Below are 9,676 nucleotides of genomic sequence, written 5' to 3' on the forward strand. Positions count from 1 at the left end.
CGCAGTCGCTCATCGAGGTGGAATGCAGCCAACGGACCGGTCTCATCGGCAAGCAAAACGGCATCCTCGTAACCATCCGCGCTCGCGTTGTCGACAAGTGCGAAATCAGCGCGGCCGAGACGCAACTGACGCCCGTCGATCCTGGCACTGATGCCGAGCCCGGCCTGGGCACTGATCTCGGCGTGTTGCGGAGAATCGATGGCGTAGCCGGCGCAACCGGCGGCAATCGCACTGGCAACCGGGTGCCGGCTTTCGCGCGCCATCATCGCCGCCAATCGCAATACCGATTCACGCGACTCCCCTTCGAACACATGCACGTTGCCGAGGGCCAGTTTCGCTTCGGTCAGGGTACCGGTCTTGTCGAACACGACATGGGTTGCCTCGGCCAGCTCCTCGATCGCATCGGGTTGCACAACGAGGACGCCACGCCGGGCCAGCACAGCCAGCGTGCGTGTAATCGCCGCGGGCACGGCCAGCGCAAAGGCGCACGGACAGGACACGACCAGCACAGCGAGCGCGGCCGGAAAGGCACGCGCCGGATCAAACCAGAACCAGACGAAGAAGGTCAGCGCGGTAAAGCTCAACACACGGGCGACGAAGCGCGAAGCCGCTCGATCACCGGCTCGCGCCAGCTTCGGTCGCTCAGCCTGTGCGCCTTCAACCAGAGCCGCGATGCCGGCCAGTACGGTTTCGCTGCCGACGCGCTCTACACCAACCTGCGCAGGTCCATCGACAAGCACGCTACCGGCTATCAGATTGTCGCCGCGCCGCTTCTCAAGCGCCGCGGACTCGCCGGTCAGCAGGGATTCGTCGACGCGGCAATGTGCACTCAGCAAGACACCATCGACCGGCACGATTCCGCCCTCACCGATGTGCACGCGATCATCCTTGACGAGTTCATGCACACCGACCCGCTCCAGACTTCCATCGTCAAGACGACGCTCGGCGAACGCCGGCGTCAGGCGCGCCAGCGCATCGGTAAGATCACCAGCCCGATGCCGGGCGCGCATTTCCAGGTAGCGGCCGGTAAGCAGGAAAAAAACGAACATCGACACCGATTCGAAATACACATGACCTGTGCCGCGCCAGGCCTCGAACAGGCTGGCAAGATAGATTGCTCCGATTGCAATCGCGACCGGCACATCCATGCCGAGCTGACGCGCCTTGAGTGAACGCAGCGCGCCGGCGAAAAAAGGTCGCGCCGAATACAACACCACGGGCGTGGCGACAAGGAAACCCAGCCAGCGGAACAAATCACGCGTCGAAGTATCGTCTTGCTGCAGAGCGCCCAGATACAGGACTGCCGCATACATCATCGCCTGCATCGCACCGAAACCGGCGACCAGAAGGCGCTTGAGTGCATCGCGCGACTCACGACGGCGCAAGTCATCAAGTGCCTTCGCATCCAGTGGCAGGGCCTGGTAACCGGCCCGCGACAAGGTTTGCAGAATCGGAATCAATCCGGTTTGTTGCTCATCCCAGACCACGCGAGCGCGCCGCGCGGCGGCATTGACCTGCACGCTCGACACGCCCGGCAAGGATGACAACGCGCGTTCGATCAGCCAGACACAGCCAGCACAGCGCACGCCTTCGATCAGCAGCATCATCTCGCGCTGATGGTCACCGAGATCGCGAATCACGTGACGGGAATTCTCGACCCGCTGCCAGGCCTCGCTGGCATCCGCTGCGTTCGCGCCAGGATCCGGCTTCTGTGCCGGATGGGTACGCAATCGGTAATAGTCGCCGAGGCCGAGTTGCTCGATCCAGGTCGCTGCTGCCTGACAACCCTGGCAGCACATGGCGCGCTTGCGACCCGCCACTTCCGCATACACGACGCCAGCAGACGGGAGTCGTTCGCCGCAATGCCAACAAATGTCGGCAACGGCGTTCATGGCTCCTCGTTCGCGGGAGCGAGTGGCGGATCCGGCGACTCCCGCGTCGCCGGAATCCGGAACGAGATGTCGCTATCGGTATTCGGCAGGGCAGGATCCTGATGGGTCGATGCAAGCACGATCAAGTGAATGCATCCGGCCATTGAAGCGACGAAAATCGCGATACCCAACCAGGCAATCGGCTGTTGGTACCAGCGCTGGTCGTTGTCGCTCATATCACTTCTGCGCGCTCGCTTCGCCCTGCGCGTTGGCGAAAACCCAGGCCGCGACAGCACGTGAACGCTCCTCTCCGAGTCGCGGTCGCCAGCTAGGCATCACGCCACTGCGACCATGCTTGATGGTTGCCTCGATGGTCTCTTCGTCGCCACCATGGACCCAGATGGCATCGGTCAGATTCGGTGCACCGAGTGCCACATTGCCGGTGCCGTCGGCGCCGTGACAGGCGCTGCATACGGCGAATTGCGGCTGGCCTTCCGCGGCCATCTTGGCATCGTGCTGCGCGCCGGAAAGGCTCAACACGTAGTTGGCAATATTTTTCACTGTTGCCTCATCGAAGGTGGCCGAGAACGGCGGCATCTGACCGCGTCGACCATCAAGAATACTGGCCAGAAGATCGTCGCCCGTACCGCCGTACATCCAGCCACCACTACCCAGATTCGGAGCCCCGAGCAGCGGATTTCCGTGTGCCTGACGACCATGACATCCCGCACAATTGTCGAGGAACAGACGGTGGCCAAAATCGATCACCTCACCATCACTGGCGAGTTTCTCGACCGGCTGTGAGCGCAGGCGCTCCATCATCGGCGCGAGTTTGGCATCGTTGCTGGCGACGTCGCGGGCCAGTTCGCCGCCCGAGGTCCAGCCAAGTACTCCCTTGCTGGCACCGAAACCCGGATAAAGGATCAGGTAACCGATGCCCGCAACGAACATCGAGGCGGAAACCCAGACCCACCACGCTGGCAACTTGCGCACGGCCTCTCGAATCGTGCCATGCGCCCAGACATGACCTGTGGTGCCGTCGGGCTGCAGCGGGATGCGCACGCGCTGTCCCCACAAGAAAAGAAACAAGGTGATGCCCAGGTTGAATACGACCAGGAACATCACCCAGGCTGACCAGAATGTACTCATTTCTTGGCGTCCTCGATTTCACTGTTTTCTTGCGGCACATCTTTGTCCTGCATGGGAATCTGCGCCATCTTGTCGAACGTTTTCTTGTGCCACGGCCGCCACGCCCAGATCCAGATGCCGATGAAGACCAGCAACAGGATCACCGTGATGACGCCGGCCACCTGACCCCAGAGCGGATTCATGGCTGACCTGATGAAGCCGGTGTGCCCGGTGCAGGCGGCGCGGAGGTATCGACATTGAGCGTGCCAAGCCCTTGCAGGTAGGCAACCATCGCATCGAGTTCGGTCTTTCCTTTCACGGCTTCCGGCGCTCCGGCGATGTCGGCATCGGTGTAGGGATCGCCGAGCATGCGCAAGGTGCGCATGCGTGCCTGCATGTCCGCGCCATCAATCTCAGCGTCTTGCAACCATGGGTAGTTCGGCATGTTCGATTCCGGCACGAGCTTGCGTGGCGAGAGCAGATGCAGACGCTGCCAGTCATCGGAGTATTTGCCGCCGACTCTGGCCAGATCCGGTCCGGTGCGCTTCGAGCCCCATTGGTGAGGACGGTCGTACACCGATTCGCTGGCGACCGAATGCGCGCCATAGCGCTGCACTTCAAATCGCTGTGCTCGGATCATTTGCGAATGGCATAGATAGCATCCTTCACGCACGTAGATGTCGCGGCCAGCCAGGCGCAGCGCGTCGTAAGGCTTGACGCCCGCCGGCGCCTCCAGCGAATGCGCCTTCATGAACAACGGCGTGATCTCGGCCAGTCCGCCAATCGAAACCATGATCGCGATGCAGATGCCGAGCAGACCCGCGTGCTTTTCGATCGCCTCGATAAATTTGTAGCCACTTGCCATATCGATCTCCTCAGGAATGGGCGGGCAGCGGAGCCGGAACCTGGTGCGCAACCGGTTCTGGAATCGGCACGGGTATCGGCTTGATCAGATGCGCACGCGCATCGGCTGCCGTGTGCCAGAGGTTCCACGCCATCACCACCATTCCCGAAACAACGAGCAAACCGCCCAATGCACGGATGATGTAGAAAGGTTTGACCGCGATCAGGCTTTCGAGAAAGCTGTAGCTCAAGGCGCCATCGGCACCTGTTGCACGCCACATGATGCCTTCGGTAACACCGGCGGCCCACATCGCGATGATGTAGAGCAACAAGCCGATCATGTGCAGCCAGAAATGCACCTCCATGCCGCGAACCGAGTACATCTTCGGCTGGCCCAGCGCACGCGGCGCCATCGCATACAGTGACCCGATCGTGATCATCGCGACCCAGCCGATTGAGCCCGAATGCACGTGGGCAACGGTCCAGTCGGTGTAGTGCGACAACGAATTGACCGACTTGATCGCCATCATCGAGCCTTCGAAGGTCGAGGCCGCATAGAACACCAGCGCCATGACCATGAACTTCACGGCGGGATCAGTTTTCAACTTGTGCCAGGAGCCCTGGAAGGTCATCAAACCGTTTGCCGCCGAGCCCCAGCTCGGCATCAGCAGCACCAGTGAAAATGCCATGCCGACCGACTGCACCCAGTCCGGCAGCGCGGTGAACATCAGATGATGCGCACCGGCCCACATGTAGACCGAAATCAGCGCCCAGAAATTGACGATCGAGAAGCGATAGCTCCACAACGGCTGCTGGGCCTGACGTGGCACGAAGTAATACATCATGCCGAGGAAACCGGCGGTCAGGAAGAACGCCACGGCGTTGTGTCCGTACCACCACTGCACCATCGCATCGACCACGCCGGAATAGACCGGATAGGACTTGGTCAGCGACACCGGCAGGGCGAGATTGTTGACGATGTGCAGCAAGCCGACCGCGATGATGAAGGCGGCGTAATACCAGTTCGCCACATAGATATGCTGAATGCGGCGGCGCGCCAGAGTGGCGAAAAACACCGTTCCGAAAGATACCCAGACCACCGCGATGATGATGTCGACGAACCATTCCGGTTCGGCATATTCCTTGCTCTGGGTCATGCCCATGGGCACGGTAACCATGGCCAGTACGCAAGCCAGTTGCCAGCCCCAGAAGGTGAATGTGGCCAGCTTGTTCAGCGCAAGACGCGTATGCCCTGTCCGTTGTACAACGTAGTAGCAGGTTCCCATCAAGGCGGAGCCGCCAAAAGCAAAGATCACGCCGAACGTGTGCGAGGGCCGCAAGCGACTGAACGTCAGCCATGAGGTATCAAAGTTCAATGCGGGCCATGCCAATTCCGCACCAACATAGACACCTAACGACATGCCAATAATGCCCCAGATGGCAGCAGCGAGCAGAAACAGTCGAACTACTTCGTCATCGTAGGTTTCGGTATTAGGCATGAATTTGTCCAATAAATTAGAACGCAAAAGCCATCAGGCACGCCTGAAGCCAACGAAAGACAAGGAGGCGAGCCGGGTCGACAATTTCGCAACGCAAAACGCCTTCCAACCGTACTGCAGATTCCCATCGGGCACCAGCAAACTGTTGGAAGGGTGCGTCATCGAAGACGACCCACCTATTATGAGTCGATAATTCAACTGCGGCTGCTCCGCTCGCCGGCACAAGCGGCCAAATGCCTGCGGCTTGTAGACGCAGCCCGAAACGCCGGATTTGCACGAGAAGCCAATAGAAACATGGCCTGCAGCCGAATAGCGGCATGCGCAGACGGCGACCACTGCGATCAATTGCCGCAGATCTTTCGAGGCGCTACCAGCACGCCAGGCGGTTTCGAGTGGCTTTCTGCCTTGATCGTCCGCCACCGCCAGCCAACTCGGGCGACGCGAGTTTGTCGACGCTCATCGGCACCGAACCTTCGCGTATCCGTGCCAACACCCAATATCGTGCAATTCAGCCTGCATCAAAACCTTCAACTGTCGTGCGACCCGACTTTGCTGGCCTGCATGTCGTTGCCGCCCTGGCGAAACACGAGCCCCGTGACCTCTCCGTCCTCGGCGCGCTGAAAATGAAACGTCGCGTCGATGACCTTGGCAAAAAAGTCCTTGTCGGTTTCAGCGAATACCGGGAATTTCTCCTGGCCTTTGCCGGAAGCGAGCAAGGTCAGCACGCCTGCTTCCACCGAGACGGAGATGGAGAACTTTTCAAACGCGTAGTCACCGACATACTCGTCGAGCACCTCGGCGGCCACGGCAATCCCGTTGATCGACTGCATGGTCGGAATGTAGTGGCCGGCGATGGCATCGATAAACGTTTCCGGCGATGCACCCATCAGATTGGTCAGCACGACAATGGCCAGATTGTCTTCGGGGTAGACCATCAGCGCGGCCCGATTGCCGCCAACCAGAGCCACAGCCGGGTGCGTCGGGCGGTCAATCACCTGCCAACCCATCGCATAGCCATTGAGGAAACGGCTGAAGCCGGAGGTTTTGCCATTGGCCAGTTTTGCCGGCCGCCACAGGGTTTGCAGGCTTGCCTCGTGCGCGAACAACTTGCCTGCCTGCAATGCGATCAGCCAGCGGGCGATTTCGCTGGCGCTTGAGCTCATGCCCGCTGCCGCGCGCAGGTAGGGCGGAAACTCGGAGTAGACCGTGATCAGCTCGCCGCTGATGTCATGGGTATAGCCGCGCGCCTGGTGCGCTACGACCCCCTGGAAATGAGCGAACCCTGCCGCTTCGGTCCGCGGCATGTTGGCCTTGCGCAACTGGTTGTTGACGATGAAATCGGTAAACGGCTGCGCGGCCACGGCATCGATCAATTTGCCCACCAGCAAATAGTTGGTCTGGTTGTAGCGAAACTCGGTGTTGGCGACAAACTCCAGTGGCTGCTGCTGGACGCGCTTCCAGGCAGCGTCGGCGCCGGCCATCGGGATGAAGTAACCCGCCTCACCCATGATGTCGGGCAAACCGGAGGTGTGGCTCAGCAACTGCTGCACCGTGATCGACCGCCACGCAGTCGGCAGGTCCGTCAGATAATCGGAGATTGGACTGTCAAGTTTCAGCTTGCCCTGCTCGATCAGCTGCATCACCGCGACGCCGGCAAAGCCCTTGGTCATCGAATTGATGGTGAACACCGTGTCGTTATCCACAGCCACCGAATCCTGCAGATTGGCAATGCCGTAACTGGCCGTCTTGATCAGCTTGCCGTCTTTGACAATCGCAATCTGCAAGCCCGGAATGTGGCTTGCCTGCATTCTTGCCGCCAGCAGATCGTCAATCGCATCCGCATGCACGAGACCGCAGGCGAACAGCATCAGCGCGGCAACGATCAATCGACAGCGTCTTGCGCGTGAGGCTGCAGGCAGACTGCTCAATTTTCCTGCATGAATCGTGCGATGGGTTCTCATGGAGTTTGCCGATGATGTGGAGGGAGCACTGCTCCGGGTTTGCTGCAACAGCGCCATGCAGACAACCGGGGTCTGCGCATGGTACGGGGAGACTTTGATCAAGTGGTGAAACCGTCAATTCGCATTGATGCGATCCGCAAATTCCGGCGACACCGGGAGAAGCGGCAACGCGGCCGCGTCTGCGGAACGCGGGCGATTCTGACTACCGGAATCAGGCAGAGCCACGCTGCGGCGAATCCAGCTCCAGCATCGAGAAATAATGGCTTGCGATATCGAATCCATGACGAAGATAGAAACGGTGCGCGGCAAATCTCTGCACCCCGGAATCAAGGTGAACCTGCGCGCAGTCGTGAGTTGTCGCGTACGCCTTCAACCATGCGAGAAGTTGACTGCCAACGCCCTCGGACCGGCGTTTCTCGCTGGTTACGAGGTCATCGATGTACATGTGCTTTCCCCACGCGAGCTTGTGCCCGATCACGAAACCGGCGACACCCACGACCTCGCCATCCGACTCGGCAAACGCAACCTCATAGCCGCTCTCTTGCTGCAAGCGGATCCGGGAAATCAATTCCGACTTCTCAAGATGCCCGCGAAGCTCAAGGAGAACGGTACTCATTCGCTCCAGGTCCGCGTCTGACTCGGCCAGCCGTACGGTAATGTTGATCATGTTGATGCCCTGAAAGTGCAGATGGAGGAATCTTCCAGTGCGCTTCGCGACAAATCAAACGCAAGATTCCTCCATCTCCATGTATCACAGCGGAGATCTCAAGATGGCTCGCGCATGAAGGTAACCGCGTCGCCCGGAATCACCACTCCCGGAAGTTTGCTGGACACCCAGATGTGAATCGCGTCGCTGAGATCTACCGGCTGATCAAAAGAACCTGCCTTGATATTCAAGGTCGCCGGGTAACCCGTACTCTGGTGCCACAAACGCGATCCGCAGTCCCGGCAGAAGGCACACTCGAGGGTGTGCCCGGAAGCGGTGACGCGAGTCCAGATGGCTGGCGCTCCACCAAGAATCTCCAGTGACTTCCTGTCGATGGTGTAGGAAATACCATACGCCGAGGCGGACTGTTTTCGGCATTCGGTGCAGTGACAGACATAGAGCGCAATTGGCGCCGATGGCGCGGCATAGCGGATACGCCCGCATTGGCAACCGCCGGTCTGTTGATCCGAAGTCTGCGCATCTGTGCCTTTCATCGACATCTCCTCTGAATTCACCGGTCGCCAAGGGTAGCCCGATGGATTGAAGGGCCAGACTGCAGAATCGGGGTAGAAGCTTTCTGGACGGAAATGCGTTCTGGCAATCGTTGCAGCACGCAAAACATTGACACGCATCACGCACAAAATGGAACAGCACGTTAGCCAGCAGTGGCCCGAAAGCTCAGGGCAAAAACGTCATGCGTCCGGGGTTGACGGGAAGTCTCTTACGGACTTGTTAGACCCCACTAGCCATTGGCTGTCGACGGATCAATCACTGCACTGATTGGCGTGATCCTGTTTGCTGGGAACCCCGACTTTTCAGCATGTTCGCGGATGAGGTCCTCACTTGGTGCGTTGTACACACAGTAGATCTTGTCACCGGCAACGTAGCTATGAACCCATTCGATCTCTGGGCTCATTTCTGCAAGAACCGAATTGGAGTGCTTTGAAGCATCGCGAAGCGCCTCGCCAGACATGTCTCCTGCGCCGGCTATCTCACGCTCAATCAGATACTGGGTCATATCCTTTCTCCTGAGTTGCCATCATGTTCCCCGTGTGGGGTCTAACACCGGAAATAAGCCGCCGCGTTAGCGGTCGGCTTGATTGATTAGTTGTACCTCACTCTTGCGTCGCAGGGCTATTGTCTGCATTAGACACTGAGTCCTGAAGCCCACCTCCTGCACGTGAGTAGATGCTTACGCGGTACGTAAACCGCTTCCCTTTGCATGCTTCGATGGTCCATAGCTCCGACGTGATTTCCGAGGGCGACTCTACTTGGGTTTCAACGACGCGCACAAATGGGCATGATCTGTGCTGCATGTCGTGCCAACCTTGGACGTCTCTACTGACATTGGCGATGTGGTTAGGGGGTACGGTTGTTGAGCCGGCCATACCTGGGTTGGGAGCGATGCTTTGAGCAGCGCAGCCGAAGAGGAACATTAGTGGCCCGAGCAAGGATGCGATACGGTTCATAAGTTGGGTACAACACCCGAATTGAGCCGCGTGCGTTAGCACGTCGGCTCGAATGACCAGTTGGACGAAGCCGCTATGCGGCAAAAAAGGCGCAGCTCCGCGGGAATATAAAATGTAGCCTCACACCCCCGTTTCCGGGGGACATTCGACCAAGAATTGATGAGGCTACCTGATCATGAAAACAGCACACGCACCAGAC

The 9,676-nt window shown here is 59.2% G+C and carries 10 protein-coding genes; all 10 read right to left on the reverse strand.

Annotation, left to right across the window (positions count from 1 at the left end; translation table 11 throughout):
- Positions 1-1,892, reverse strand: a 1,892-nt coding sequence (locus VFN25_RS04065; protein ID WP_325139093.1) for a heavy metal translocating P-type ATPase, incomplete at its 3' end; no start/stop codon positions are given.
- Positions 1,889-2,107 carry a hypothetical protein gene (locus VFN25_RS04070; protein ID WP_325139095.1) on the reverse strand — a complete coding sequence of 73 codons (219 nt, stop codon included), beginning with the start codon at positions 2,105-2,107 and terminating at the stop codon, positions 1,889-1,891. The genes VFN25_RS04065 and VFN25_RS04070, both read right to left, overlap by 4 nt.
- 1 nt (position 2,108) lies before the next feature.
- Positions 2,109-3,020, reverse strand: coding sequence for a cytochrome-c oxidase, cbb3-type subunit III (gene ccoP, locus VFN25_RS04075; RefSeq protein ID WP_325139097.1), 912 nt, complete (start codon positions 3,018-3,020; stop codon positions 2,109-2,111).
- The gene (locus VFN25_RS04080) at positions 3,017-3,202 is read right to left on the reverse strand and encodes a cbb3-type cytochrome c oxidase subunit 3 (RefSeq protein ID WP_325139099.1); all 186 of its coding nucleotides are present in this window, start codon (positions 3,200-3,202) and stop codon (positions 3,017-3,019) included. The genes ccoP and VFN25_RS04080 overlap by 4 nt, the downstream gene beginning before the upstream one ends.
- The gene (ccoO, locus tag VFN25_RS04085; RefSeq protein WP_325139102.1) at positions 3,199-3,864 is read right to left on the reverse strand and encodes a cytochrome-c oxidase, cbb3-type subunit II; all 666 of its coding nucleotides are present in this window, start codon (positions 3,862-3,864) and stop codon (positions 3,199-3,201) included. Before ccoO ends, VFN25_RS04080 begins: the two co-directional genes overlap by 4 nt.
- 10 nt (positions 3,865-3,874) lie before the next feature.
- On the reverse strand, positions 3,875-5,341 hold the full coding sequence (gene ccoN, locus VFN25_RS04090) for a cytochrome-c oxidase, cbb3-type subunit I (RefSeq protein ID WP_325139104.1): 1,467 nt from the start codon (positions 5,339-5,341) through the stop codon (positions 3,875-3,877).
- 527 nt (positions 5,342-5,868) lie between these two features.
- Positions 5,869-7,302, reverse strand: a complete 1,434-nt coding sequence (locus VFN25_RS04095) for a serine hydrolase (RefSeq protein WP_325139106.1) — start codon at positions 7,300-7,302, stop codon at positions 5,869-5,871.
- A 211-nt stretch (positions 7,303-7,513) separates the two neighbouring features.
- Positions 7,514-7,969, reverse strand: a complete 456-nt coding sequence (locus VFN25_RS04100; RefSeq protein WP_325139110.1) for a GNAT family N-acetyltransferase — start codon at positions 7,967-7,969, stop codon at positions 7,514-7,516.
- A gap of 98 nt (positions 7,970-8,067) precedes the next feature.
- On the reverse strand, positions 8,068-8,640 hold the full coding sequence (locus VFN25_RS04105; protein ID WP_325139114.1) for a GFA family protein: 573 nt from the start codon (positions 8,638-8,640) through the stop codon (positions 8,068-8,070).
- Between the two features lie 110 nt (positions 8,641-8,750).
- Complete coding sequence (locus tag VFN25_RS04110; protein ID WP_325139112.1) at positions 8,751-9,026, reverse strand: DUF4242 domain-containing protein; 276 nt, start codon at positions 9,024-9,026, stop codon at positions 8,751-8,753.
- Positions 9,027-9,676: the final 650 nt, after the last annotated feature.

The sequence above is a fragment of the Dokdonella sp. genome (genome assembly GCF_035703485.1).
GTDB lineage: Bacteria > Pseudomonadota > Gammaproteobacteria > Xanthomonadales > Rhodanobacteraceae > Dokdonella.

What these genes read in the sequence shown, in the direction of transcription:
- VFN25_RS04070 (WP_325139095.1), bottom strand. Translation starts at nt 2,107, where the DNA reads ATGAGCGACAACGACCAGCGCTGGTACCAACAGCCGATTGCCTGGTTG.
- ccoP (WP_325139097.1), bottom strand. Translation starts at nt 3,020, where the DNA reads ATGAGTACATTCTGGTCAGCCTGGGTGATGTTCCTGGTCGTATTCAAC.
- VFN25_RS04080 (WP_325139099.1), bottom strand. Translation starts at nt 3,202, where the DNA reads ATGAATCCGCTCTGGGGTCAGGTGGCCGGCGTCATCACGGTGATCCTG.
- ccoO (WP_325139102.1), bottom strand. Translation starts at nt 3,864, where the DNA reads ATGGCAAGTGGCTACAAATTTATCGAGGCGATCGAAAAGCACGCGGGT.
- ccoN (WP_325139104.1), bottom strand. Translation starts at nt 5,341, where the DNA reads ATGCCTAATACCGAAACCTACGATGACGAAGTAGTTCGACTGTTTCTG.
- VFN25_RS04095 (WP_325139106.1), bottom strand. Translation starts at nt 7,302, where the DNA reads ATGAGAACCCATCGCACGATTCATGCAGGAAAATTGAGCAGTCTGCCT.
- VFN25_RS04100 (WP_325139110.1), bottom strand. Translation starts at nt 7,969, where the DNA reads ATGATCAACATTACCGTACGGCTGGCCGAGTCAGACGCGGACCTGGAG.
- VFN25_RS04105 (WP_325139114.1), bottom strand. Translation starts at nt 8,640, where the DNA reads ATGCGTGTCAATGTTTTGCGTGCTGCAACGATTGCCAGAACGCATTTC.
- VFN25_RS04110 (WP_325139112.1), bottom strand. Translation starts at nt 9,026, where the DNA reads ATGACCCAGTATCTGATTGAGCGTGAGATAGCCGGCGCAGGAGACATG.